The organism is Gillisella vitis, assembly GCF_021559775.1.
In the GTDB taxonomy this organism is placed as follows: domain Bacteria; phylum Pseudomonadota; class Alphaproteobacteria; order Rhizobiales; family Rhizobiaceae; genus Allorhizobium; species Allorhizobium ampelinum.
Genome location: NZ_CP056047.1, coordinates 3,158,093 through 3,183,119, shown reverse-complemented (window position 1 = coordinate 3,183,119; position 25,027 = coordinate 3,158,093). Strand labels below are relative to the sequence as shown.

At 58.9% G+C, this 25,027-nt stretch carries 28 protein-coding genes; 20 read left to right on the top strand and 8 right to left on the bottom strand.

The features are described 5' to 3' along the window. The first annotated feature begins 68 nt into the window (after positions 1-68). The 3 genes from typA (at position 69) to ppa (ending at position 3,319) form a co-directional block, all read left to right on the top strand. Positions 69-1,898, top strand: coding sequence for a translational GTPase TypA (gene typA, locus AVCG78_RS14745; RefSeq protein ID WP_114386874.1), 1,830 nt, complete (start codon positions 69-71; stop codon positions 1,896-1,898). A 247-nt stretch (positions 1,899-2,145) separates the two neighbouring features. Further along, positions 2,146-2,652, top strand: a complete 507-nt coding sequence (locus tag AVCG78_RS14740) for a GNAT family N-acetyltransferase (protein WP_015917421.1) — start codon at positions 2,146-2,148, stop codon at positions 2,650-2,652. Between the two features lie 133 nt (positions 2,653-2,785). After that, on the top strand, positions 2,786-3,319 hold the full coding sequence (gene ppa / locus AVCG78_RS14735) for an inorganic diphosphatase (RefSeq protein WP_015917420.1): 534 nt from the start codon (positions 2,786-2,788) through the stop codon (positions 3,317-3,319). A 6-nt stretch (positions 3,320-3,325) separates the two neighbouring features. Here the strand turns inward: ppa and AVCG78_RS14730 are convergent, their stop codons facing one another. Next, positions 3,326-3,640 carry a DUF167 domain-containing protein gene (locus tag AVCG78_RS14730; protein WP_071202990.1) on the bottom strand — a complete coding sequence of 105 codons (315 nt, stop codon included), beginning with the start codon at positions 3,638-3,640 and terminating at the stop codon, positions 3,326-3,328. Next, a complete protein-coding gene (locus AVCG78_RS14725) occupies positions 3,637-3,927 on the bottom strand; it encodes a YggT family protein (protein WP_015917418.1) in 291 nt (96 codons plus the stop codon). Before AVCG78_RS14725 ends, AVCG78_RS14730 begins: the two co-directional genes overlap by 4 nt. Positions 3,928-4,067: 140 nt before the next feature. On the opposite strand from AVCG78_RS14725, the gene AVCG78_RS14720 reads away from it, so the two are divergent. Next, entirely contained in the window at positions 4,068-5,306 is a 1,239-nt protein-coding gene (locus tag AVCG78_RS14720) for an MFS transporter (RefSeq protein ID WP_071205362.1), read from the top strand. 6 nt (positions 5,307-5,312) lie between these two features. Here AVCG78_RS14720 and AVCG78_RS14715 read toward each other — a convergent pair whose 3' ends face one another. From AVCG78_RS14715 to hemC, 6 genes are all read right to left on the bottom strand, one after another. Beyond that, positions 5,313-6,077, bottom strand: coding sequence for a glutamine amidotransferase (locus tag AVCG78_RS14715; protein ID WP_071202987.1), 765 nt, complete (start codon positions 6,075-6,077; stop codon positions 5,313-5,315). Then, complete coding sequence (locus AVCG78_RS14710) at positions 6,070-6,579, bottom strand: tellurite resistance TerB family protein (RefSeq protein ID WP_071202986.1); 510 nt, start codon at positions 6,577-6,579, stop codon at positions 6,070-6,072. Before AVCG78_RS14710 ends, AVCG78_RS14715 begins: the two co-directional genes overlap by 8 nt. Positions 6,580-6,588: 9 nt before the next feature. Beyond that, positions 6,589-8,169, bottom strand: a complete 1,581-nt coding sequence (locus tag AVCG78_RS14705) for a heme biosynthesis protein HemY (RefSeq protein ID WP_071202985.1) — start codon at positions 8,167-8,169, stop codon at positions 6,589-6,591. Positions 8,170-8,174: 5 nt separating this feature from the next. Beyond that, a complete protein-coding gene (locus AVCG78_RS14700) occupies positions 8,175-9,560 on the bottom strand; it encodes a COG4223 family protein (protein ID WP_071202983.1) in 1,386 nt (461 codons plus the stop codon). A gap of 94 nt (positions 9,561-9,654) precedes the next feature. Then, positions 9,655-10,371, bottom strand: a complete 717-nt coding sequence (locus AVCG78_RS14695) for a uroporphyrinogen-III synthase (RefSeq protein WP_071202981.1) — start codon at positions 10,369-10,371, stop codon at positions 9,655-9,657. A 4-nt stretch (positions 10,372-10,375) separates the two neighbouring features. After that, entirely contained in the window at positions 10,376-11,305 is a 930-nt protein-coding gene (hemC, locus tag AVCG78_RS14690) for a hydroxymethylbilane synthase (protein ID WP_071202980.1), read from the bottom strand. An 85-nt stretch (positions 11,306-11,390) separates the two neighbouring features. On the opposite strand from hemC, the gene tsaD reads away from it, so the two are divergent. The 16 genes from tsaD (at position 11,391) to sucD (ending at position 24,888) form a co-directional block, all read left to right on the top strand. Beyond that, positions 11,391-12,488 (top strand): tRNA (adenosine(37)-N6)-threonylcarbamoyltransferase complex transferase subunit TsaD, encoded by a 1,098-nt coding sequence (gene tsaD / locus AVCG78_RS14685; RefSeq protein WP_156601691.1) that lies wholly within the window; start codon positions 11,391-11,393, stop codon positions 12,486-12,488. Beyond that, positions 12,485-13,474 carry an NAD(P)H-dependent glycerol-3-phosphate dehydrogenase gene (locus AVCG78_RS14680; RefSeq protein ID WP_071202979.1) on the top strand — a complete coding sequence of 330 codons (990 nt, stop codon included), beginning with the start codon at positions 12,485-12,487 and terminating at the stop codon, positions 13,472-13,474. Before tsaD ends, AVCG78_RS14680 begins: the two co-directional genes overlap by 4 nt. Positions 13,475-13,492: 18 nt before the next feature. Then, positions 13,493-13,786, top strand: coding sequence for a YciI-like protein (locus AVCG78_RS14675; RefSeq protein ID WP_015917408.1), 294 nt, complete (start codon positions 13,493-13,495; stop codon positions 13,784-13,786). 5 nt (positions 13,787-13,791) lie between these two features. Continuing rightward, positions 13,792-14,223 carry an EVE domain-containing protein gene (locus AVCG78_RS14670; protein WP_071205395.1) on the top strand — a complete coding sequence of 144 codons (432 nt, stop codon included), beginning with the start codon at positions 13,792-13,794 and terminating at the stop codon, positions 14,221-14,223. A gap of 11 nt (positions 14,224-14,234) precedes the next feature. After that, entirely contained in the window at positions 14,235-14,879 is a 645-nt protein-coding gene (locus AVCG78_RS14665; protein ID WP_071205396.1) for a class I SAM-dependent methyltransferase, read from the top strand. 119 nt (positions 14,880-14,998) lie between these two features. Next, positions 14,999-15,409: a hypothetical protein gene (locus AVCG78_RS14660; protein WP_139191490.1), complete on the top strand. Its 411-nt coding sequence runs from the start codon at positions 14,999-15,001 to the stop codon at positions 15,407-15,409. 138 nt (positions 15,410-15,547) lie between these two features. After that, entirely contained in the window at positions 15,548-15,940 is a 393-nt protein-coding gene (gene sdhC, locus AVCG78_RS14655; RefSeq protein WP_015917404.1) for a succinate dehydrogenase, cytochrome b556 subunit, read from the top strand. Positions 15,941-15,952: 12 nt separating this feature from the next. After that, the gene (gene sdhD, locus AVCG78_RS14650; protein ID WP_015917403.1) at positions 15,953-16,333 is read left to right on the top strand and encodes a succinate dehydrogenase, hydrophobic membrane anchor protein; all 381 of its coding nucleotides are present in this window, start codon (positions 15,953-15,955) and stop codon (positions 16,331-16,333) included. 6 nt (positions 16,334-16,339) lie between these two features. Continuing rightward, positions 16,340-18,196: a succinate dehydrogenase flavoprotein subunit gene (gene sdhA, locus AVCG78_RS14645; protein ID WP_015917402.1), complete on the top strand. Its 1,857-nt coding sequence runs from the start codon at positions 16,340-16,342 to the stop codon at positions 18,194-18,196. Between the two features lie 15 nt (positions 18,197-18,211). Further along, positions 18,212-18,991, top strand: a complete 780-nt coding sequence (locus AVCG78_RS14640; protein WP_015917401.1) for a succinate dehydrogenase iron-sulfur subunit — start codon at positions 18,212-18,214, stop codon at positions 18,989-18,991. Between the two features lie 390 nt (positions 18,992-19,381). Beyond that, positions 19,382-19,894 (top strand): protease inhibitor Inh/omp19 family protein, encoded by a 513-nt coding sequence (locus AVCG78_RS14635; protein WP_015917400.1) that lies wholly within the window; start codon positions 19,382-19,384, stop codon positions 19,892-19,894. Positions 19,895-19,975: 81 nt separating this feature from the next. Further along, positions 19,976-21,139, top strand: coding sequence for a cell division protein ZapE (zapE, locus tag AVCG78_RS14630; RefSeq protein WP_071202973.1), 1,164 nt, complete (start codon positions 19,976-19,978; stop codon positions 21,137-21,139). A 179-nt stretch (positions 21,140-21,318) separates the two neighbouring features. Further along, on the top strand, positions 21,319-22,281 hold the full coding sequence (gene mdh / locus AVCG78_RS14625) for a malate dehydrogenase (protein ID WP_174096755.1): 963 nt from the start codon (positions 21,319-21,321) through the stop codon (positions 22,279-22,281). Between the two features lie 123 nt (positions 22,282-22,404). Then, positions 22,405-23,601, top strand: a complete 1,197-nt coding sequence (sucC, locus tag AVCG78_RS14620) for an ADP-forming succinate--CoA ligase subunit beta (RefSeq protein WP_015917397.1) — start codon at positions 22,405-22,407, stop codon at positions 23,599-23,601. 4 nt (positions 23,602-23,605) lie between these two features. Further along, positions 23,606-23,986 carry a hypothetical protein gene (locus tag AVCG78_RS14615; protein ID WP_015917396.1) on the top strand — a complete coding sequence of 127 codons (381 nt, stop codon included), beginning with the start codon at positions 23,606-23,608 and terminating at the stop codon, positions 23,984-23,986. Further along, the gene (gene sucD / locus AVCG78_RS14610) at positions 23,986-24,888 is read left to right on the top strand and encodes a succinate--CoA ligase subunit alpha (RefSeq protein ID WP_060718671.1); all 903 of its coding nucleotides are present in this window, start codon (positions 23,986-23,988) and stop codon (positions 24,886-24,888) included. Before AVCG78_RS14615 ends, sucD begins: the two co-directional genes overlap by 1 nt. Positions 24,889-25,027: the final 139 nt, after the last annotated feature.

The window sequence follows — 25,027 nt, the reverse complement described above, 5'->3', positions numbered from 1 at the left end:
GCGCGGTCTTTGGTTTCATCAACGGCACCGGCATGGACTTCGCGCCAGAGCCATCAGAGATCCTAATCATGAAGATTCGCAATATCGCGATCATCGCGCACGTTGACCATGGGAAAACTACCCTCGTTGACGAACTTCTGAAACAGTCCGGTTCGTTCCGCGAAAACCAGCGCGTTGCAGAGCGCGTCATGGACAGCAACGATCTGGAAAAAGAGCGCGGCATCACCATTCTCGCCAAGGCAACCTCGGTTGAATGGAAGGGCGTTCGCGTCAACATCGTCGATACCCCCGGCCACGCCGACTTCGGCGGCGAAGTCGAGCGTATCCTGTCGATGGTGGACGGTGCTATCGTTCTCGTCGACTCCTCGGAAGGCCCGATGCCGCAGACCAAATTCGTGGTCGGCAAGGCACTCAAGGTTGGTCTTCGCCCAATCGTTGCGATCAACAAGATCGACCGTCCCGATGGCCGCCATGAAGAAGTTATCAACGAAGTCTTCGACCTGTTCGCCAGCCTCGACGCCACCGATGAGCAGCTCGACTTCCCAATCCTCTACGGTTCCGGTCGTGATGGCTGGATGAATATCGCCCCTGAAGGCCCGAAGGATCAGGGCCTTGCCCCGTTGCTGGACCTCGTTTTGCAGCATGTTCCTGAGCCAAGCGTTGGTGACGAAGACGGCGCGTTCCGCATGATCGGCACGCTGCTGGAAGCCAACCCCTTCCTTGGCCGCGTCATCACCGGCCGTATCCATTCCGGCTCGATCAAGCCGAACCAGTCGGTCAAGGTTCTGAGCCAGGACGGCAAGGTCATCGAAACCGGCCGTATTTCCAAGATTCTCGCGTTCCGCGGCATCGAGCGCACCGCGATTGATGAAGCCCATGCTGGCGACATCGTGGCGATTGCCGGTCTGTCCAAGGGTACGGTTGCCGATACATTCTGCGATCCGTCCGTGACCGAAGCGCTGGAAGCCCAGCCAATCGATCCGCCGACCGTCACCATGTCTTTCCTGGTCAATGACAGCCCGCTGGCTGGCACCGAAGGCGACAAGGTCACGAGCCGCGTTATCCGTGACCGCCTGTTCAAGGAAGCCGAAGGCAACGTTGCCCTGAAGATTGAAGAATCGGAAGGCAAGGATTCGTTCTTCGTGTCTGGCCGCGGCGAATTGCAGCTGGCCGTTCTGATCGAAACCATGCGCCGCGAAGGCTTCGAGCTGGCCGTGTCGCGTCCGCGCGTCGTGATGCACAAGGACGAGAACGGCACCCTGATGGAGCCGATCGAAGAAGTCGTTATCGACGTTGATGAAGAGCATTCCGGCGTCGTCGTGCAGAAAATGTCCGAGCGCAAGGCTGAAATGACCGAGCTGCGGCCTTCCGGCGGCAATCGCGTTCGTCTGGTGTTCTATGCGCCCACCCGTGGCCTGATCGGCTACCAGTCGGAACTGCTGACGGATACCCGTGGTACGGCGATCATGAACCGCCTGTTCCATAACTACCAGCCGTTCAAGGGCGAAATCTCTGGCCGTAACAACGGCGTTCTGTTGTCCAACCAGTCCGGTGAAGCCGTGGCCTACGCCATGTTCAACCTGGAAGATCGCGGCCCGATGATTATCGAGCCAGGCGAAAAGGTTTATGCAGGCATGATCGTCGGCATTCACTCGCGCGACAACGATCTGGAAGTCAACGTTCTCAAGGGCAAGCAGCTGACCAACATCCGCTCTGCCGGCAAGGACGAAGCCGTCAAGCTGACCCCGCCGATCCGCATGACGCTGGACCGCGCGCTCTCCTGGATCCAGGACGATGAGCTGATGGAAGTGACGCCGAAGTCGATCCGTCTGCGCAAGTTCTACCTGGACGCCAACGACCGCAAGCGCTTCGGCAAGGCCCGCGTCGCCCAGGCTTAATTGCCACTTCTGCTCTTTCATTTCTGAGAGATCATCAACCCCGGCCTGTTGGCCGGGGTTTTTTTGTGCATAGGCCTTTAAGACGATTCTGATCCTCGGAATTTTACAAGGACCACTCTTGCCTGATTGTTTAAGAAAGCGTTAATCTCCGCTGTGGCTATGAGGCAAGTACGGGGAGGGGGCGGACTTGCTGGCGGGAATGATCCCGCACTGATTGTCATCACCCCAGTCGGATGAGAGTGACGTTATGAAGACGTTATCGATTGATGTACGTCCGGCTGCGCCGGATGATGGGAGAGCGCTTTCCGAGGCGCATCGGGAAGCCTGGCAGTCCACCTATAGCGGTCTTATCCCGCATCAAGCTTTGATCCGGATGATGGAACGCCGTGGCGAGACATGGTGGCGCAAGGCCACCAATGGACCGGCGACAGTGCTGGTGGTCGATATCGGCGGGGTGATTGCCGGATATGCGACGCTCGGCCTCAACCGGGCCAGGGGCCTTCCTTATGATGGCGAGATCTACGAGATCTATATGCGGCCGGCATACCAGGGCGTTGGCCTGGGTTTCACGCTGTTTACCGAATGCCGCCGCCTGCTCAAATCGCTTGGTTGCAGGGGACTGGTGGTCTGGTGCCTGGAGGACTGTGCGGGCGCCGTCAATTTCTTCCGCTCGAATGGCGGCACGGACAGTGTGGAGGGCATGGAGGATTTCGACGCTGTCAGTTTGAAAAAGCTAGGCTTTGTCTGGGCCTGATCGGCTCTGGTGGCAGGCCCGCAATGTTTACCTTGATTGCGTCCTTTATTGGGGCCGCCTGTCGCAAATGGTTGCTTTGGTTTAAGAAACCCTTTACGACACCCGGGATTTCAACCATCCCATGGGGTTAGACATGCGTATTGATGCGATTGCGATCGGCAAGAATCCGCCGGAAGATATCAACGTCATCGTTGAGGTGCCGGTCGGTGGCCAGCCGATCAAGTATGAGATGGACAAGGAAGCCGGTACGCTGATCGTCGACCGCTTTCTCTATACGCCGATGCATTATCCCGGCAATTACGGTTTCGTGCCGCATACGCTGTGCCTGGATGGCGACCCGCTGGACGTGTTGATCTGCAATACCCGTCCGCTGGTGCCCGGCTGCGTCATCAATGTCCGCCCAATCGGCGTGATGATGATGGAAGATGATGGCGGCATGGACGAAAAGATCCTGGCCGTGCCGGTTCCCAAGCTGACCCGTCGTTATGACAAGGTGCAGAATTATACCGATCTGCCGGAAATCACACTGGCTCAAATCAAGCATTTCTTCGAGCATTACAAGGATCTGGAGCCCGGCAAATGGGTGAAGATCGGCGATTGGGGCGATGTCAATGTTGCCAAGAAGCTGATTGTCGAATCGATTGAGCGCGCCAAGAAAGAAGCGTGATTTGCCTCATGCGGCAGTGATCGTTTCCAGCCTACCAATCAAATCCTCCGGGTCGCCATCGATCCGGAGGATTTTTTGTCTGGCGGTATCTCCTGATATCAGGCTGACGGCGGATTTAGCGATGCCGAGGCGCTTGGCCAGAAGGGCGATCAATGCCTTGTTGGCACGGCCCTTTTCCGGCACGTCGCTGACCCGCACTTTCAGGTGGGCTTCGCCATTCGCATTGACGTCGACACCATCAATCCCGTCGCGCCCGCCATTCGGCGTCAGCCGGACGGCAAGGCGGATGTGATCATCGAAACGCCGATAGCAATGGCTCACAGCAGCATGGGGGCAATCGTGTTCCACATCAGCGAGCGGATGAAGAAGATGATCAGCAGCAGGATGATCGGCGAAATGTCGATGCCGCCAAGATTGGGCATGATACGGCGGATGGGGCGTAGCGCCGGTTCCGTGACGTTGAACAGAAACAGGCCGATCTGGTTGACGAAGCGGTTGCTGGAATTGATCACGTTAAAGGCATAGAGCCACGAGAAGATCGCGCTGGCGATCAGGATCCAGGTATAAAGATTGAGGGCGAGATCAATCGTCTGCAACAGGGCAAGCATGTCTGTCTCCATTTGTCAGTTGACAGACATGTAGACATTGAGGCCGAAACGGGCAAGTGTCGCCTTGCCAGCTATCGCCATTCATGTTTAACGCAAGTTGCGCAGAGAATGCCGGACCCATCCGGCCAGGAAAATAGCTGATGTCCATTTCCCAGTCCGAAGATCGTTTCGCCGCCTTTCGCCATTCCGCCTATACGAAATTCTTCTTCGCACGCTTCCTGGCCGCTTTTGCCATGCAGATCGTCAGCGTGGCGGTGGGTTGGCAGATGTATGAGGTCACTGGCAATGCGCTCTATCTCGGGCTGATCGGGCTGGTGCAGTTTCTTCCAGCGCTGTTGCTGGTGCTTGTGACGGGGACGGTCGCGGACCATTTCAATCGACGGATGATCGTCGCAATTTGTTTGGGTGTGAGCGCGGCCTGTGTCGCCCTGTTGTTGGTTATGACGATCAACAGCGCTTTTGCGCCCCTTCCTGTTTTGATCATCATGACGATTTTTGGCATTGAGCGGGCTTTTATGGGCCCCGCAGTGCAATCCCTGGCGGCCAATATGGTGCCTGAAAAGGACCTCGCCAATTCCTTTGCCTGGAATGCATCCTCCTGGCAGATAGCGTCCATCCTGGGGCCGGTCGCAGGCGGTTTGCTTTATGGGTTTGGGGCGAATGTTGCTTATGGCGTGTCACTTGCGTTCATGGCAGCAGGTCTGGTGTTTATTATATTGGTGCCAAAGTCTGCGAAAAAAACATCCAATGAGCCAAAGACCCTGACGTATCTGCTGGCTGGATTTAAGTTCATCCGCCATGAGAAAGTGGTTTTGGGGGCAATTTCACTGGATCTTTTCGCAGTCCTGTTGGGCGGTGCGCTGGCGCTGATGCCGATCTATGCATCTGACATCCTGACCATGGGACCTCTCGGGCTTGGAATTTTGCGCTCTGCTCCCGGTATCGGTGGGATCTTGATGGCAACTTTCCTCGCGACCTTTCCTATTCGCCACAAGGCTGGACTGCTGATGTTCGTCGGGGTGGCGATTTTCGGCATCGCAACGATTGTTTTCGGTGTTTCCAAAGTCTGGTGGATTTCAGCCATAGCCCTTGCCGTGCTTGGTGCGGGCGACATGATTTCGGTCTATGTGCGCGAAACGCTGCTGGCGCTCTGGACGCCGGATCAGGTGCGTGGCCGGGTCAATGCCGTCAATTCGGTGTTCATCGGCGCATCCAACGAACTGGGCGAGTTTCGGGCCGGTACCATGGCCCATCTGATTGGACCGGTCGGAGCGGTGGTTGTCGGCGGCGTCGGAACGCTGGCCGTCTCGATCATCTGGGCGCTGACCTTTCCGAAACTGCGCACCATCGACACGCTGGAAGCCCCGGACAAGACCTGATTACGATCAGGCTGGTTCTTTATCAGTCTTTTGACGCTGATTGGCGGACTGAGCTTCCTCAGCAAAGACCAGATCAAGAAAATCCGACAGCCAGGCCTTGAGCGGGGCATCGAACAGCATGCGTCCTTCCAGATGGTCGCGGCCAGCCTGGGCATTGGGCATGGAAAAGCGCGACGCGCCATGCACCACCCAGCGCTGCATCATCGCTCGGGTCAGTTCTGCATGAAATTGGATGCCGAAGGCCTTTTCGCCGTAGCGGATTGCCTGGTTGGGATAGACGTCGCCGGTGGCCAGCAACGTTGCGCCATGCGGCAGGTCGAAACCTTCGCGGTGAAAATGATAGACCATTTTCGGCCATTTCATCAGCAAGCGGCCATGGGTGGTCGGCTGGATCGGATACCAGCCGATCTCGACCAGTTCCCGGTCATGACCCCTGACCTTGGCGCCCAGATGCCGGGCCAGCATTTGCGCACCGAGACAAATGCCGAGATAGGGCCGATTCTCCTTGAGCGGCACGGATAGCCAGTCGATTTCGTCATGCACGAAACGATCAGGATCATTGGCACTCATCGGCCCGCCGAACACGACGGCACCGCTGTGACCGCTCAGCGAGTCGGGTAGGGGATCGCCAAGGGCCGGGCGACGGATGTCGAGGGGGAAGCCTTTTTCCACCAGCAATTGGCCGACACGACCGGCGCTTGATCGCTCCTGATGCAGGACGACTAGGACAGGACGCTGCGCAGGCCGTATTCGTGTCGGATCATCAAGCATCCGCATCTCCGGCGACTGCTTCATCTCCGGCCTGGCCATCCGTATTTTGTCCGGCCCGCTCCGCCGCCTTTTGTCTGGCGAGAATTCGATCCCGGTCCGAGACGCCAAGCAGGTCGGCGACCCGCCAAAGGATATGATCTTCCATCTCGTTGCGCATGCCATCGGCATACACGATGTCCCAGAGTACGCTGACCAGTTCCAGCCGCTGGTTTTCATCAAGACGGCGCTTCAATTCCGAGGTGAAGCGGTAATAGTCCACCGCTTCGCTTTCCGCCTGCTGACCGGCCTCCAGCAAGGCGTCGATCTTGCTGCGGTCCAAATCGTAGTGAGCCTTGATGCTTTTCTTCAAGCTTTTCCGTTCGGCGGCACTGATGGTTCCGTCGGCTTCCATCACCTGGAAACACAGGGCGACAATCAGCACCCTCGTGTCGTTGCCGTCGAATTCATTGTCCTGTTCGCCAGCGATAAAGCTTTGGAAAAAGGTATTGAGGCGCTCCAGCATGAATGGTCCTTAAAACAGGTTGAGCCGGGTTTTCTCGTCCGAACTACGGCTGGCATCGCGCACGCCCGGATCATCCGGTGGGCCGCCGAAGAATGGCTCCGGCTCGTGGTTTTTCGGTGCTGGCTTCGGCGATGTGGATGGCTGGCTGGGCGTGGCTGCTGCGGCCTCAGGTTGTTCCGGCAGCGTGTCGATCTTGCGTGCCGGAAGGGAGGATGCGTGTTTCTCGCCCTGTCCAAGCGGCGGCAATTCGGCCAAGGCGGCAGCACCGCTGATCACTGTGCCGTCTTCGACGGGTCCAGAGAGCTGGGCGTAGGGGATCTTCCATTCGAAGGCGTCGAGCCTGCCGCTGACGGGCGAATAGGGCAGCCATTTTTCCGAGACCTGGCCATCGGCCACCCAGGAGGGATCGCGGGGGGCTTTGAGAGCCTGCGCCATCCAGTAGCGGATGCGGGCCTGGTCGCCGGTTTCGGCATCCTCGATATCGGCCAGCAGCAGGAAAACCCGTTCGCTGGCCTGCATCCGGGCTGCCGCTTCAGCCTTGGCGCGTGCCTTGGTGAAGTCCCGCGCCTCAAGCGCCATTTCCGCAACCACCAGCAGCGAATAGACATTGTTGGGCTTGACCTGTTCCAGCCGCTCGGCCCGCTTCAAGCGGTCAACCGCGCCGTCACCACCCCGTGCCCGCACATAGAGGCTGGCGATGTCTGGATGGGGAGCAAGCTTCCAGGCGGTTTCCAGCACCGAGCCCGCCTTGCGCAGATTATCCTCCCGCAGCAGGGCGCGGGCGGCGGTTACGGAGGCAGGCACGAGATCCTTGGCGAGTTTCAGCGCATTCATGGCATTGTCGCGGGCCGCTGCCGGATCGCCGTCCAGCTGGTCCATGGCCTTTGCGGTCAGCAGCACGGCTTTCAGCCGGTCGGCTTCCGCCCGGGCCAGCACGCCTGCGACGCGCTGCTGATCCAGAAGATGAATGGCCTCGTTCCAGGCACTGGTCTGGCATCGATATTCCAAAGCAGCCTTGGCGGCCCAGGGCAGATAGGGCGCATCCTCGGCGGCCCGTTCGGCATATTGCCGCGCAGCCTCGTGGGCACCCAGCCGCGTTGCCTCCACATAGAGGCCGCGCAGGCCAAGCTCACGAGTTTCGGGATCGGCGACCATCTGCTCATAGATCCGCCGTGCATCGTCATGCTTGCCCTCGATCAGGGCGGCTTGGGCCTCCAGCACCATGATCAGCGGTTCCTGATCGGCACGCACCAGGCCACGGGCGCGGGCGCTCATCCGCCGGGCCAGTGCGGCATTGCCAGCGCCTGCGGCGATCAGGCCGGTCGAGATTGCCTGATAGCCTCTGTCACGCTTGCGGGCGCGGAAATAGCGGCGCATCGAATGCGGTGAGGTCCAGAGCGTGCGCACCAGCCACCAGCCGATCATCACCACCGCAACGATGGCAACGATCATGGTGGCCGCCGCTGTCAGGCTCATTTCGATCAGCTGGCCCTGCCAGACGATCTGCAACTCACCCGGACGATCGGCAAGCCAGGAAAAACCGAAGCCAAGCGCCAGGACGATCAGGATATAGACGATGATACGGATCATGATGCTTATCCTTGCCGTCCGGCGACGGCACGGGCCAGCGCGTCGGAAACCTGGTTTTCAACGGTAATACGGGCGTCGAGCGCCTTCTTGAACTCGGCAGAGACGTTGCGCCCGGCCTCAGGCAGGCTGTCCCATTCGGCTGCCGCACCCTTCAGGTCGCCATTGCGGATCTTGTCTTCAATACGGGCGACGATGGCCGAGGCGCTGTCACCTTCGACATTGCCAACTGGCCGGACCTTGACCACCGACATGGCGCTGGCCCAGAGACGTTCGCCGATATTGGCGCTTTCCGCAGGCGCATTGATGGTCGAGAGGATTTTGTCGGCAACCGGCCCGAATTGCCGTTGCAGCTCGATACGGGAGGTGACGCCCGTGGTCGCATAGGGCTCCAGAGCGGCAATGGCGGTGTCTTCCGGTGCGATGCTGCCCAGCGTGCGCAACTCGGCCAGGAACGGCCCGCCCCGGTCTGCGGCGGTCTTCAAAGCCGAGGCGGCAATGGCGCGGGCGACTTCGATGTCGTCACGCGGCTTGTTGATCTTGGTTTCAATGGCGCTCACCTTGTCGGAAACTTCCGTCTGGTTTTCGGTGAGCTTTTCCACCCGACCGGCAAGATCCGATTTCAGCTGGTCGATTGCCTGGTTGGCGCTGGCAAGCTTTGCCTGCAAGTCGCTGACGGCGGCAGGGTCCACGGCGGTTTGCTGCTGGCCTGCTTCCAGCTGTGACAACCGATTTTCGAGACCGGAAAGATCTGCCGGGACTGCACCATTCGCGCTGCCTGCCTTGAGGCTCTCGACCTCGGCGGCAAGGGTTGCGACCTGTTTGCTGACCGCACTGTCGTCCTTTGCTGAACCGGTCGAGGGGATCACGCCAGCATATTGCAGGGCGCCCGCGCCGACCAGCGCGATCAGCCCGCCAACAATGCCTGCGGCCACGAAACCTGACATGGTGGGAGAGGAGGCGCGTGGGGGTGGCGCGGATGCCTCGCCCTCAGCGGATGCTTCCATCAGCGGTGGTTCCGGCTCGTCCGGCGGGGGTGGTGAAAAGGCCGAGGTCTCACCGCCAAAATGGGCGTCCTCAGGTTTGCCCGGCCAGACCTTTGCTCCGTCCGCGTTGATATCCTCCCGCCTCAGGTCCTCGGCCTGCGAGATCGGCGCGCTTTCCGGCTCTGCCACGGGATCGACAGGATTTTCCTTGGGTTGGTCTACCTTGTCCAGCGATTGCTCGTGATCGGGCGATTGCGTGTGATCCGAGCTGACGGCCTGTTCCTCCGGTTTGTCACCCGGCACCAGCGGTTTGCCGATTTCAGGCGCTTGAACGGGCGTTGCCGTCAGGTCGATGGTCACCGGCTCTTCGGTCGTTTTTGAGCGGCGTGGGGGTTTTCCGGAAACCATGGCAACCTCGTTTTCAATGGGTGTGGAATGAAATTAGTCAGGGATCGTCTGGAAGGAAAGGGGCTTGCCCGCATTTGCCGCATGCCTTGTGGTTTTACAGGAGAGAAAGCAGATCGTCCTCACGAGGCTGAGGGGCAATGGATACCCTGTTCCTGAACGGTTTTGCCACGTTTTCGGCAATGTCCGCGCTCAGGCAGAAAATGTGTGCGGATGCGAAAAGAGTGGCGGCTTTACCGGAAAGAGGCAGGGCAAAAAACCGTCTGGCGGTCTCGGCGGAATACAACAGCACAGCGTCCACCGCCTTTTGCTCGAGCCGAGCACAGATGTCGTCCTCATGATAAGTCAGCCCCTGCATAGTATAGGCGTCCACAACGCGAAAGGGAATGGAGGACTGGCGCAACCCGTGTTCCAGGCTCTGCTTGCGAGGCTGCCCGGCCAGATAAAGCAGGGGATTTGCCCAGGCGATTGGGGCGGCGGCAATCTGTTCAGCCAAGGCGGCGCCATCGCCTCGGGCGCTCAGAACCTTGCGAAAACCAAGCGCTCGTGCGGTGCTGGCGCTCGCCTTACCCACGGCGAACAGCGGGGTTTCGAAATGGCCCCGAAGCGCCTCGCGATGAGATGCGAGGCTTCTGATCGCCTCGCTGCTGGTGACTGCCAGGGCTGCATGCGGTTGGGAAAGGGCAGAAAGTGTATCATCGACGTGGTGTATGGCGTGGGCCAGCGGCAGAACCACGGGTTCGTGACCCAGGGCGCGGAGACGGTCTGCCGTTTTGCGGCTTGCGGTCTCGGTCCGGGTCAGCAGAACGCGCATGGTGTCAGGTCCATCCCTCGAAAAAGCCGGGTCCGGCCTTGTCTCTTACCTTTTCGCCCGCCGACCAGCCGAGCGCAAGGCCATCGGCGCAGCGGCCCTCAGCCTCGACCGAATGAGAGACCTGGCCGTCCGGGGTCAGGATCGTCCCGGTCAGACGGATCATTTCGCCATCCGATATCGCATAGCCGGCAATCGGCGTGCGGCAGGAACCGTCGAGCGCGGCCAGAAAGGCACGCTCACAGGAAACCGCGTCAAAAGTCGGGCGATGATTGATCGGAGCCAGAAGATCCTGGATGCGCCGGTCATCGACCCTGGCCTCGATGCAGATTGCGCCCTGGGCCGGTGCAGGCGGAAAGCTTTCGAGGTCGAGATATTGGGTAATCACGGTTTCTTTGTCCAGCCGCTTCAGGCCGGCCACGGCCAGCAGCGTGGCATCCACCTCGCCTGCGGCCAGCTTGCGTAGCCGGGTCTCCACCGCGCCGCGATAGGTAATGACCTTGAGGTCGGGCCGAAGCCTGCGAATCAGCGCTTGACGCCGGAGCGAGGCCGAGCCGATCACCGCGCCCTCGGCAAGCTCCAGCAGTTTCGGTGCTGTGCGGCCAATAAAGGCATCGCGCATGTCTTCTCGTGGCAGATAGGCGGAAATCTCCAATCCATCGGGAAGGGCCGTTGGCATGTCCTTGGAGGAATGCACGGCAAAATCCAGCCCGCCGGACAGCAATTGCTGCTCTAGCTCCAGGGTGAACAGGCCTTTGCCGCCGATTTCCGCCAAAGACCGGTCGGTGATACGGTCGCCGGTGGTCGACAGGACAACGATCTCGAACATATCAGGCGAAAGGCCGTGGGCCTCGGCCAGACGCTCGCGGGTTTCATGGGCCTGGGCCAGTGCTAAAGGGCTGCCGCGTGTGCCGATGCGGAAAGGTTTCGTTTGCATCCGAAGTCATCCATTGTTACCGGAGGTTCTCGTAACCATGTTTGCTCTTCATCGCAATCAATCAAATCGACGCAACTCAGCCTCCATGACAGGTCCTTTGAAGATTCTCGGCATCGAAACCAGCTGCGATGAAACCGCAGCCGCTATCGTTCTGCGCCATGATGATGGGCGCGGCGAAATCGTGTCCGATGTGGTGTTGAGCCAGCTGGACGAACACAGCGTCTATGGCGGCGTCGTGCCGGAAATCGCCGCCCGCGCCCATGTCGAGGCACTCGATACGCTGGTGGAAGAGGCCCTGGCCAAGGCCGATATGCGGTTGAGCGATATCGATGCCGTTGCGGCCACCGCCGGACCCGGCCTGATCGGCGGGTTGATCGTCGGGTTGATGACCGGCAAGGCGATTGCCCGGGCGGCGGGAAAGCCGCTTTTTGCTATCAATCATCTGGAAGGCCATGCGCTGACGGCGCGGCTGACGGACAATGTTGCCTTTCCCTATCTGATGCTGCTGGTCTCCGGTGGTCATACCCAACTGGTTCTGGTGCGCGGCGTCGGCGATTACCAGCGCTGGGGCACTACCATCGACGATGCGCTGGGTGAGGCGTTTGACAAGACTGCCAAGCTGCTTGGCCTGCCCTATCCGGGCGGTCCGGCGGTGGAGCGCGCCGCCCTTCATGGCAATGAAAATCGCTTCAATTTTCCGCGACCGCTGGTGGGTGAGGCGCGGCTGGATTTTTCCTTTTCTGGCTTGAAGACCGCGGTGCGGCAGGCGGCGCAGGCGGCAGCGCCGGTTAGCCAAGCGGATATCGCCGATATCTGCGCCTCTTTCCAACGCGCCATCGCCCGCACCATGGACGACCGGATCGGCCGGGGGCTGGAGCGGTTCAATACGGAATATCCGGGCCTTGAGACCAAGCCAGCTCTGGTGGTGGCGGGCGGTGTCGCCGCCAATCAGGCGCTGCGTGGTGCCTTGCAGACACTCTGCGACCGGCATGGGTTTCGCTTCATCGCCCCACCGCATCATCTTTGTACCGACAATGCGGCAATGATCGCCTGGGCCGGGCTGGAGCGGCTGGCTCAGGGCTTCCCGGCTGATGACCTGTCGGTCTCGCCACGCGCCCGATGGCCTCTTGATGGCAATGCGGCGACCTTGCTTGGCTCCGGCAAAAGGGGCGCGAAAGCATGAGTGGACATCATCACATTGCGGTCATCGGCGCAGGAGCCTTCGGCACCGCGCTTGCTTCTGTCATGGCGTTGGAAGGACGGTCCAAAGTAACCTTGCTGGGCCGTGATCCCTCCTTGATGGCCGATCTCAGGACCGAAGGCATGCATGATGCGGCTCTGCCGGGTGTCGCCTTGCCTTTCGGGCTGGAATTCGCCTTCGAGCCGGATGTGCTGGCCGATGCCGATATCGTGTTGTTTGCCATGCCCTCGCAGGCGCAGGCCGATGCCGCATTGACCTATGGTCCCTATCTTTCCGCCGAGGCCATGGTGGTGACCTGTGCCAAGGGCATCGACCGGGCCAGCTCCCGGCTGCTGACCGAGTTGCTGGAAGAGAAATTGCCACATCATCCCGTCGCGGTTCTGTCGGGACCGGGCTTTGCCATGGATATCGCCCGTGGCCTGCCGACGGCGATGGCACTGGCGGCCGACAATCTTGACATGGCCGAGGAACTCGCCCGCACGCTGTCCACCCGGACATTCCGGCTTTATGCCGCCGACGACCGGATTGGCGTGCAACTGGGCGGGGCGTTGAAGAATGTGCTGGCGATAGCCTGCGGCATCGTCGAGGGCCGGGGACTGGGCGAATCAGCCCGTGCGGCGTTGATCTCGCGTGGCCTTGCGGAAATGTCGCGGCTGGTCGTCGCCATGGGTGGCAAGGCGGATACGGTGCGCGGCCTGTCGGGCCTTGGCGATCTGGTGTTGACGGCCACCAGCCATCAATCCCGCAACCTGCGCTATGGTATTTCCCTTGCCAAGGGCGAGCAAAGCCAGCTTGGCAGCGGTGGTTTGGTCGAGGGTGCCTTTGCGGCTGCCGTCGCGGCCCGCCTTGCTGAACACCACGCTATCGCCATGCCGATTACCCAGGCCATTGCCGCCATCATCGATGGTGTGCTGGATATCGACCGGGCGGTTGATGCGCTGATGACCCGCCCCATTACCACGGAATAATTTTTGAGGAGACGAGCCATGCTGTTTGCCGTGATCTGCGCCGATAAGCCCAACCATCTTGATCTTCGAATGGCGACCCGCCCGCCGCATGTGGAGTGGCTGAACGGCTTGAATGCCGACGGGGTGTTGAAAATCGGCGGGCCTTTCCTGGATGCCGATGGCAAGCCCTGCGGTTCGATGCTGCTGATCAAGGCCGATGACCTCGCCGCCGCTAAGGCGATCGCTGCTGAGGACCCCTATGCCAAGGCTGGCCTGTTCGAAAGTGTCGAGATCAAGCCCTATAACTGGGTCTTCAACAATCCCGAGGCATGACGCGCATGGCTTTCTGGCTTTACAAATCTGAGCCCTTCAAATGGTCCTGGGCCATGCAGAAGGATGCGGGCGAGGCGGGTACCGAATGGACCGGAGTGCGCAATTATCTGGCCCGCAACAATATGCGGGCGATGCAGATTGGCGACAAGGGACTGTTCTACCACTCCAACGAGGGGTTGGAAGTGGTCGGCATTACCGAGGTTTGCGCGCTCTCCCATCCTGATTCGACCGCTGAAGGCGATGCCCGTTGGGACTGCGTCGACATTCGCGCTGTGCGCGATATGCCAAAGCCGGTGACCCTGAAAGACGTCAAGGCCAATCCGAACCTCGCACAGATGGCGCTGGTGACCTCGATGCGGCTTTCGGTGCAGCCGGTGACCGAGGAGGAATATTTCGAGATCTGCCGGATGGGCGGGCTTGAAAACCCGCCGGTGTGAGCGTTTCCCCTGTGAAGATCGATCCCCGGCGCTTCATTCTCGACAATACCGATCTGATCGCTCCGCCGCATGTGCCGGAAATCCGGCTGCATCTGGCCAGTGAAGTTCATGATCTCTGGCTGAAAACCGAGGACGATCTGGCGGAAATCGGTCTGCCGCCGCCGTTCTGGGCCTTTGCCTGGGCCGGTGGCCAGGGCTTGGCGCGTCATATCCTTGATAATCCGCAGCTTGTGGCGGGCAAGCGTGTGGTGGATTTCGCCAGTGGTTCCGGTCTCGTTGCCATCGCCGCCGCCAAGGCTGGTGCTGTTTCGGTGCTGTGCGTGGACATCGATCCGTTCGTACAGGCGGCAATTGCCCTCAATGCGGCTGAAAACGGGGTGGAACTTGGTTTTTGCGGCAAGGATCTGATCGGCCAGACACTGGATGCCGACCTGCTCCTGGCTGGCGATGTTTTCTACGACAAGAGCTTTGCCGACCGCCTGGTACCCTGGTTTTCAACGCTATGCGGGCAGGGGATCGATATCGTGGTCGGCGATCCAGGTCGAAGCTATTGCCCAACTGATCGGATGCAGGCCTTGGCGACCTATCAGGTCCCGGTCACGCGGATGCTTGAAGACAGCGAGGTGAAGAAAACCACCGTCTGGAAGTTTTGCTGATGGGTCCGCATCGGTCAGGGGCGTATGATGCAAACACCTGCTTCATATGTGCAGGGCGAGGTTTCCAGCTGCGCTTTGATGTCGATGATCTTGGCCTTTGGAGCCAGAGGGGTGGAGTTTTGGCCACTCCTATCGGTGCGCCAGGCAGAAACACCGAAAGTATAAGTGCCACCGGGGGTGCCGATCCCGATGATCGATCCCGCCGCAGAACCGGTATGCGACCTTCTCTGCTGGCCATGGTAAGCGGAACCATCATTTGTGCCGCCCGCATAGGCGGCCTGGGCCAGCAAACATCCGCAGGCCAGGGCCAGGGCGGCTGCTTTTATACGGGTGATTTTACCAGTGGCAGGCAAGGTTTTTTCTCCGGTCCCCATCAAAACGTGGTTAATAAGAGATTAATTCGAACCATGGGAAAATCAAGTCATTCCAGCTATCTGGTCGATTTTCTTAAGAACTGCTGTTTATTGTCGCGCCGTACGTCTTTGGTTGGAGAGGCGCATGATCAGGGACTTGCCAATCGATTAAATTGAAAGCCAGTTTCAAATCCGCCTTGTCCTGCATCAATCGGAGGATTAAAGGTCCAATTTGACGCACTGCACTCCATCAAGGAGCGCCCTATATCCCTTCCATTCCAAAGGTGGAATGCACTTGAACGCCGTGAGGACGAGATGGCGAACGTGACAAAACAACGGCCTTTGTCGCCGCATCTGCAAATCTACAAGCTTGTTCCGACAATGTTGATGTCCATCGTGCATCGCATTACCGGCGGAGCCTTGTATTTTGGGACCGCGCTGGTTGCTTGGTGGCTGATCGCCGCCTCGACGGGAGCGGATTATTACGATTGGGTCTCCTGGTTCATGGGGACGTTCATCGGCAAGATCATCCTGTTCGGCTTCAGCTGGGCGCTGATCCACCACATGCTGGGTGGCATGCGCCATTTCGCATGGGACCTGGGCTATGGTCTGGAGAAACACTTCAACACCAAGCTCGCCAAGGCGACAGCCGTTGCATCCGTCGTCCTGACCGTTCTGGTCTGGGTCGTCGCGTTCATCATCCGCTGAGGGATTTTAATCATGGATATGCGTACACCGCTCGGTAAAGTTCGCGGTCTCGGCTCCGCAAAGGACGGCACGGAACACTTCTGGCGCCAGCGCCTGACGGCCATCGCCAACGTGCCGCTCATGCTGTTCTTCATCATTTTCATGCTGACCCATGCCGGCGCACCCTATGCCGATGTCGTGTCCGCTTTGTCGAACCCTCTCGTGGCTGTTATCATGGGACTGGTCGTGCTTTCCGGCCTGATCCACATGAAGATCGGCATGCAGGAAATCATCGCCGACTATATTCATAACGAAGTTATGAAGATGGGGCTGATGATGCTCAACACATTTTTCGTGGTCATCACGGGTGCGCTCTGTCTTTTCGCCATCCTCAAGATCGCGTTTGTAGGATAATTCATCATGGCAGCGACAAGTTCTTCTTCCAAGGCCGGCCCAACCATCAATGGCCGCAGTTATACCTATGTCGATCACGCTTATGACGTGGTCGTTGTCGGCGCCGGTGGCGCTGGCCTGCGCGCCACGCTCGGCATGGCCGAGCAGGGGTTCAAGACCGCCTGTATCACCAAGGTTTTCCCGACCCGCTCCCACACGGTTGCAGCCCAAGGCGGCATCGCAGCTTCGCTCAACAACATGACGCCAGACTGCTGGCAGTGGCATCTTTACGATACCGTCAAGGGCTCGGACTGGCTGGGCGATGTGGACGCCATGCAATATCTGGCCATGGAAGCGCCAAAGGCGGTCTATGAGCTGGAACATTACGGCGTGCCGTTCTCGCGTAACGAAGAAGGCAAGATCTATCAGCGCCCCTTCGGTGGCCATATGCAGAATTACGGCGAAGGCCCGCCGGTACAGCGCACTTGTGCTGCCGCCGACCGGACCGGCCACGCCATTCTGCATACGCTTTACGGTCAATCCCTGAAGCATAATGCCGAATTCTTCATCGAATATTTCGCCCTCGACCTGATTATGGCCGAGGATGGCCGTTGCACCGGCGTCGTGGCCTGGAACCTCGATGACGGCACGATCCATCGCTTCTCCGCCAAGATGGTGGTGCTGGCGACCGGCGGTTACGGCCGCGCCTATTTCTCTGCAACATCGGCCCATACCTGCACCGGCGATGGCGGCGGGATGATTGCCCGCGCCGGTCTGCCGCTTCAGGACATGGAATTCGTTCAGTTCCACCCGACCGGTATTTACGGTGCTGGCTGTCTGATCACCGAAGGCGCGCGCGGCGAAGGCGGCTATCTGGTCAATTCCGAGGGTGAGCGTTTCATGGAACGCTATGCCCCATCGGCCAAGGATCTTGCCTCGCGTGACGTGGTTTCGCGCTGCATGACTTTGGAAATCCGCGAGGGCCGCGGCGTTGGCAAGAACAAGGACCATATCTACCTGCATCTCGACCATCTCGATCCCGCCGTTCTGCATGAGCGCCTGCCGGGCATTTCCGAGAGCGCCAAGATTTTTGCCGGCGTCGATGTGACCCGCGAACCGATCCCGGTTCTGCCGACCGTTCACTACAATATGGGTGGCATTCCGACCAATTACTGGGGCGAAGTGCTGAACGCCGATGCTGAAAACCCCGAGCGGATCGCACCCGGCCTGATGGCTGTCGGTGAAGCCGGTTGCGCTTCGGTGCATGGCGCCAATCGTCTTGGCTCCAACTCACTGATCGACCTCGTGGTGTTTGGCCGTGCTGCGGCCATCCGTGCCGCCGAGGTCATCGACCGGGTCTCGCCAATTCCGGCGCTGAACGTCGCTGCCTGTGATAAGATCATGGAGCGGTTTGACGCCATCCGCCATTCCAGCGGCTCGACGCCAACAGCCGTGCTGCGTGACAAGATGCAGCGCGCCATGCAGGAAGATGCTGCGGTGTTCCGCACCCAGGAAGCCCTGGAAAGTGGTTGCCGTCGGATCTCGGAAATCTGGAAGGAAATGCCCGACATCAAGGTCACGGACCGGTCGCTGGTGTGGAATTCCGATCTGGTGGAAACCCTGGAACTGCACAATCTGATGGCCAATGCCATTACCACGGTTTATGGCGCAGAAGCCCGCAAGGAAAGCCGTGGTTCGCATGCCCGCGAGGATTTTGTTGACGGCCCTTATGGTGGTCGCGACGACGTCAACTGGCGTAAGCACACACTGGCCTGGGTCAATGAAGCAGGCGATGTGAAGCTGGATTACCGTCCTGTACACACCGAGCTTCTGGCTGATGGGATCGATCCCAAGAAGATCGAGCCCAAGGCCCGCGTTTATTGATGTGAGGATATCGACATGGTTGAACTGACGCTTCCCAAGAATTCTCAGATCAAGCCGGGCAAGGTCTGGCCAAAGCCTTCAGGTGCCAAGAACCTGCGGGAATACCAGATCTATCGCTGGAGCCCCGATGACGACAAAAATCCAAGCCTCGACACCTATTATGTCGATATGGACGATTGCGGTCCGATGGTTCTCGACGGTCTTCTCTATATCAAGAACAAGATCGATCCGACGCTGACGTTCCGCCGGTCCTGTCGTGAGGGCATTTGCGGCTCCTGCGCGATGAATATCGATGGCACCAACACGCTGGCCTGCACCAAGGGGACCGACGAGGTGAAGGGGACCGTGAAGGTCTATCCTCTGCCGCATATGCCTGTGGTCAAGGATCTAGTTCCCGACCTGACCAACTTCTATGCCCAGCACCGCTCCATCGAACCCTGGCTGAAAACGGTGTCTCCGACGCCGGTTAAGGAATGGAAGCAGAGCCATGACGACCGGCAGAAGCTGGACGGCCTTTATGAGTGCATTCTGTGCGCTTGCTGCTCGACGTCTTGCCCGAGCTATTGGTGGAATGGCGACCGCTATCTTGGCCCCGCCGTGCTGCTGCAAGCCTATCGCTGGTTGATCGACAGCCGTGACGAGGCCAAGGGCGAGCGACTGGATAATCTGGAAGATCCCTTCCGGCTCTATCGCTGCCATACGATCATGAATTGCGCGCAAGTCTGTCCAAAGGGCCTCAATCCGGCCAAGGCGATTGCCGAAATCAAGAAAATGATGGTCGAGCGCCGCGTTTGACGCAGGTTGCCCGACGCAGTCAAGCCCAAGGCGAAGATGCTCAGGCATCCTCGCCTTGAAGGCATTCCAAATATCTCAAATGCATTGCTTGCTTGAGATATTTGCAAAAGAAACAGGATGATCCATCTTCAATGTCTCATCATGTGAGTGGCGCGGGCGGGCTGCTGTCGCGGTTGCGACAGTCTCTGGCGGCGCTATTGGCTGCATCTCACGCGGTTTTGTAATGAAAATATCGATCTTCTGGACGCAAACCCGCTATTTGCTTGCCGTTGAAGAGGCTTCTGCCTTGATTTCAAACCAGCTTTGGCGCTAGTTTCCGGGCGTTTGGTGCATGATAGCTGCCGCTGAAAGGCGAAAGCTGACGATGATGAAGCAACCGGGAGTGTTAGGATGAAACTGAAATTTGCGGCGACGGGTTTGATGGTCGTGCTTTCTCTTGCCGGGTGTCAGCGTACGTCAAGCGATTACGGTTCCTCGTCACTGCCGCCTTTGCAGGCGCAACCGGTGCCTCAGGTTCAATCGGGGCAATTGCCGCCTCCAGGTGCAAGCCAGTTTCCGGTCGCTCCCACGTCTAACCAGAGCGCTGCCTTGACACCGAATGCGCCGCCGCCGGGTAGCTCTCTCGATTTCACCAAGGAACAGATGGTTGGCAATTGGCGTGTGGCCAATGGCCAGTCCAGTTGCGACATGTTCCTGACCCTCACCAATCTGGGTGGTGGATCGCGCGGCGGTACGCGCGGTTGCGTCGGCCCCCTGACGACGATGGGCGCCTGGGACGTCGCCAACAAGCAGTTGATGCTGAAGGATCGCGACGGCAATGTGATCGGTACTCTTTACAAGACAGCAGACAATCGCTTCAACGGCTCCACCAGCGCTGGCCAGCCTGTCAGCCTCAGCCGGTAAGGGTGGCTGAGCCGCCTTTCATTCTGAATTCCCGCCCTTTGATGCGATAGGGGCGGGCCTATATCCTCCGCGGAGTTCGACATGCAGCCTGTGCCCGATTATGCCCTCAGCGTCAGCGAGGATCTGAAGGCGCGGACCCTGTCGGGGGAGCTGATGGCCGACCCCGCCCAGATGGCGGTCGCAGCCCGGCTCGATCGCATCCTTCTCCAGTTGAAAGAACGCAAACCAGCGAAGAAGTCCTCGGCGCTTGGCTGGATCTTTGCACGGCATCGCGCGCCCCAAACCAAGATCATGGGGCTTTATGTCCATGGCAGCGTCGGGCGCGGCAAAACCATGCTGATGGACCTGTTCTTTCGCATGGCGCCCGTGGAAAAGAAGCGTCGGGCGCATTTTCACGAATTCATGGCCGATGTGCATAATCGCATTCACATCCATCGGCAGAAACTCAAAAATGGCGAGACAAAACAGGCCGACCCCGTGCCGCCGGTAGCTGAGCAACTGGCTGCTGAAGCCGGGCTTTTGTGCTTCGATGAATTCACCGTTACCGACATTGCCGATGCAATGATCCTGTCGCGGTTGTTTACCGAACTTTTCGCCCGTGGCTGCATTCTGGTGGCGACCTCCAACGTTGAGCCGGACAATCTCTATCTGGATGGGCTGAATCGGGGTCTGTTTGTGCCGTTCATCGGCTTGCTCAAACAATATGTCGAGATCCTCTCGCTCGATTCGCCGACCGATTACCGGCTGGAAAAGGCCGATCAGCTTCCGATCTATCTTTCTCCGGCCGATGCTGTAGCGGATCGGGAAATGGACCGCGCCTGGAAAATGATGACCGCAGGCCGTCTTGAAAAGCCGCTGGATATCGAGATGAAAGGCAGACTTTTGCCGGTGAGGCGAGCCGTTGGAAAAATGGCGCGCTTCACGTTTGCCGAACTTTGCGAGCAGCCGCTGGGTGCCTCCGATTACTTGGCGCTTGCCGACCGGTTTCACACTATTTTCATCGATCATATTCCCTATCTCGGGCCTGAAAAGCGCAATCAGACAAAGCGCTTCATCATCCTGATCGACGCACTCTATGACCATCATGTGCGGGTGCATGCCAGCGCTGCCGCCGAGCCCGAGGCCCTGCTGACAGCGAGAAAAGGAACCGAAGGGTTCGAATTCGACCGGACGGCGTCGCGGCTGTTTGAGATGCGTAGCCGTGAATATCTCGAAGCGCATGCAGCCCGCATTGCGGAAATGTGAAGAATTGATGACTTAATATCTTACCTTTACGTAAGAATTTTATAGTCTAAACGATTGAAAAATATGCTATCATAAATATCGGTTGCGCTTTTTTCCAGGTCGCGCTATGCGAATGGCCCAAAGGCCGGTCACTCTATTGGAGGGCCGACTTGGTTTTGGATCTAAAAGGAAGCACTTCAATGGCGCGCAACAAGATCGCACTTATTGGTTCTGGAATGATCGGTGGTACGCTGGCCCATCTGGCCGGCTTGAAGGAACTGGGCGACATCGTCCTGTTCGATATTGCCGATGGCGTACCGCAGGGTAAGGGTCTCGACATTGCGCAGTCGTCGCCCGTTGAAGGCTTCAATGCCAAGCTGACCGGTTTGAGCGACTACGCCGCCATCGAAGGTGCGGATGTCTGCATCGTCACCGCTGGTGTGCCGCGCAAGCCCGGCATGAGCCGCGACGACCTGCTCGGCATTAACCTCAAGGTCATGGAACAGGTTGGCGCTGGCATCAAAAAATATGCCCCCAACGCCTTCGTGATCTGCATCACCAATCCGCTCGATGCCATGGTCTGGGCGTTGCAGAAGTTCTCCGGCCTTCCGGCCAACAAGGTTGTCGGCATGGCCGGCGTTCTCGACAGCTCGCGTTTCCGCCTGTTCCTGGCTGAGGAATTCAACGTTTCGGTTCAGGACGTCACGGCTTTCGTGCTTGGCGGCCATGGCGACACGATGGTGCCGCTGGCTCGTTACTCCACGGTTGGCGGTATCCCGCTGACCGATCTGGTCAAGATGGGCTGGGTCACCGCTGAACGCCTGGAAGAGATTATCCAGCGCACCCGTGATGGCGGCGCCGAAATCGTCGGCCTGTTGAAGACCGGTTCGGCCTTCTATGCGCCAGCCGCTTCGGCGATCGAAATGGCTGAATCCTACCTCAAGGACAAGAAGCGCGTTCTGCCTTGCGCTGCACACCTGACCGGTCAGTACGGCGTCAAGGACATGTATGTCGGCGTGCCCACGGTGATCGGTGCTGGCGGCGTCGAACGCGTCATCGAGATCGAACTGAACAAGGACGAGGAAGCCGCCTTCCAGAAGTCAGTCGGCGCTGTCGCCGGTCTCTGCGAAGCCTGCATCAATATCGCTCCGGCTCTTAAGTAATCGCCTTTGGCGGCTGCGCCTTCATCTGCGGATGATGGCGCAGCCGCGCATGGTTTTAACGCAGTTCTAAGCCGGGCGGCATGACCGCTGGTTCTGGAATTGCTCCGAACACAGGACCAGACGATGAATATTCATGAATATCAGGCCAAGGCTCTGCTGAAGAGCTTTGGCGCACCGGTTGCCGAAGGTGTGGCAATCTTTTCCGCCGATGAAGCCGAGGCGGCCGCAAAGCAGCTTCCTGGCCCGCTTTATGTCGTCAAGAGCCAGATCCACGCTGGTGGTCGCGGCAAGGGCAAGTTTAAGGAACTCGGCCCTGATGCCAAGGGCGGCGTTCGCCTGGCTTTCTCGATCGACGAAGTGAAGTCGCATGTTGCTGAAATGCTCGGCAACACGCTGGTGACCAACCAGACCGGCCCTGCCGGCAAGCAGGTCAACCGCCTGTATATTGAGGACGGTGCTGATATCGAGCGCGAGCTTTATCTGTCGCTGCTCGTCGACCGCGCTGTTGGTCAGGTTGCTTTCGTGGTCTCCACCGAAGGCGGCATGGACATTGAAACGGTTGCTCACGACACCCCGGAAAAGATCATCAGCGTTGCGATTGATCCAGAAGCTGGTGTAACGGCTGCCAATCTCGAAGCCCTGACTGCGGCTTTGCTGCTCGAAGGCGAAGCCAAGGCTGACGCTGAAAAGCTGTTCCCAATCCTGTACAAAGCCTTTGTCGAAAAGGACATGGCGCTTCTGGAAGTGAACCCGCTGATCGTGATGAAGAACGGTCGTATGCGCGTTCTCGATGCCAAGATGTCCTTCGACGGCAACGCCCTGTTCCGCCACGAAGACGTTGTGGCTCTGCGCGACAAGACGGAAGAAGACGCCAAGGAAATCGAAGCCTCCAAATATGATCTGGCTTACGTTGCCCTCGACGGCAATATCGGCTGCATGGTCAATGGCGCAGGTCTTGCCATGGCAACCATGGACATCATCAAGCTCTATGGCGCTGAGCCGGCAAACTTCCTCGACGTTGGTGGCGGCGCGACCAAGGAAAAGGTCACGGCAGCCTTCAAGATCATCACTGCCGATCCGGCTGTGAAGGGCATTCTGGTCAACATCTTCGGCGGCATCATGAAGTGTGATGTGATTGCCGAAGGCGTTCTGGCTGCCGTCAAGGACGTCGGTCTCACCGTTCCACTCGTCGTTCGCCTCGAAGGCACCAATGTCGAACTGGGCAAGAAAATCATCAACGAATCCGGTCTCAACGTCATTTCGGCGGATGATCTGGACGATGCTGCGCAGAAGATCGTCGCAGCCGTGAAGGCAGCGTGATCTGATGGCTGATACATCCAAGACCGTGAAGCGCCAGCCTTTTGGCCCGAATGAGACAGATATCAATCTGTGCTACTTCGTCTGCTTTGACAGCGAGCTTCCAACCGATGGCGACGTCGCCGAACGCTGGGTGCATTTCAACGATAATGACGATGCGCTCGCCTATTTCGCTGACAAGTCCAAGGACGCGAGCCTCTTTGTCTGGAAGGGCGAACTTGCCATTGCCAAGGGCGACGGCCAGTTCGATTGGTTCTTTACCCAATGGTCCAAGAGCCTTGAGAAGCAGCTGACGCAGAAGCCGGCCAAGGGCATGGGCTATCGCTTTTCCAATGACGCCTTTGAGGCATTTGAACCCCTCGAATTCGAGGAAGAGGAAGCCGAGTAATGTCGATTCTGATCAATAAAGACACCAAGGTTCTCGTACAGGGCCTGACCGGCAAGACCGGCACTTTCCATACCGAACAGGCGCTTGCCTATTACGGCACCAAAATGGTCGGCGGTATTCATCCTTCCAAGGGTGGCAGCAACTGGACCGGCTCCAAGGGTGAAACCCTGCCGATCTTCGCTTCCGTTGCTGAAGGCAAGGACGTCACCGGCGCCAATGCATCGGTGATCTACGTGCCGCCAGCTGGCGCTGCTGCTGCGATCATCGAAGCCATCGAAGCTGAAATTCCGCTGATCGTCTGCATCACGGAAGGCATTCCGGTCGCCGACATGGTCAAGGTCAAGGCTCGCCTCGACAAGTCCAAGTCGCGCCTGATCGGCCCCAACTGCCCAGGCGTGATGACGCCGGAAGAATGCAAGATCGGCATTATGCCGGGCTCGATCTTCCGCAAGGGTTCGGTTGGCGTGTTGTCGCGTTCCGGCACTTTGACCTATGAGGCTGTTTTCCAGACCTCGAATGAAGGCCTTGGCCAGACTTCGGCTGTCGGTATCGGCGGCGACCCGGTCAAGGGCACCGAGTTCATCGACATTCTGGAAATGTACCTCGCTGACGAAGCCACCAAGTCGATCATCATGATCGGTGAAATCGGTGGTTCGGCTGAAGAAGAAGCCGCACAGTTCCTCAAGGACGAAGCCAAGAAGGGCCGCAAGAAGCCGATGGTTGGCTTCATCGCCGGTCGTACGGCTCCTCCCGGTCGCACCATGGGTCACGCAGGCGCTGTGATCTCCGGCGGCAAGGGCGGCGCGGAAGACAAGATCGAAGCCATGGAATCGGCTGGCATTCGGGTTTCGCCCTCGCCAGCCCGCCTTGGCAAGACGCTGGTTGAAGTTCTCAAGGGCTGAGACCACATAGGGATGAGCGGGCAGACGTCTTTATGGCGTCTGCCCGTGCAGGCATTTCAAGTCCAGCCGAGCGCAAGCCTTGACTGGCAGATATTCGACAAACCGAATATTCGGTCGAATAGTTCGGTGATGACCTCAA